At 38.5% G+C, this 301-nt stretch carries 1 protein-coding gene; it reads right to left on the reverse strand.

Annotation, left to right across the window (positions count from 1 at the left end; genetic code table 11):
* Positions 1 to 301: putative PEP-binding protein (locus tag FS736_RS23575; protein ID WP_313959745.1), on the reverse strand; the 301-nt coding region annotated here is incomplete at both ends.

Genomic DNA, 301 nt, shown 5'->3' on the forward strand with positions numbered 1-301 from the left:
TCATCTCTACTAGTCGCTCAGCCCCAAAGAACATATGCTCTGTACGTACTAATCCGATGCCTTTAGCGCCAAATTGGTAACCTACTTTAATATCTTGAGGTGTTTCTGCATTCATACGTACTTTTAAACGAGCTGTTTTTTCTGACCACTCCATAAATTGATTGAATGACTCACTATGCTCAGCATTGACTGTTTTAATCTCACCTAAATAAATGTCACCTTCTGAACCATCAACTGAAACCATATCTCCTTCATGTAGTGTTTGATCGCCATAGTATACCGTCTTAGCACTCGTATTAAT

Source organism: Cytobacillus oceanisediminis 2691 (assembly GCF_007678455.1).
Lineage (GTDB): Bacteria > Bacillota > Bacilli > Bacillales > Cytobacillaceae > Mesobacillus > Mesobacillus oceanisediminis_A.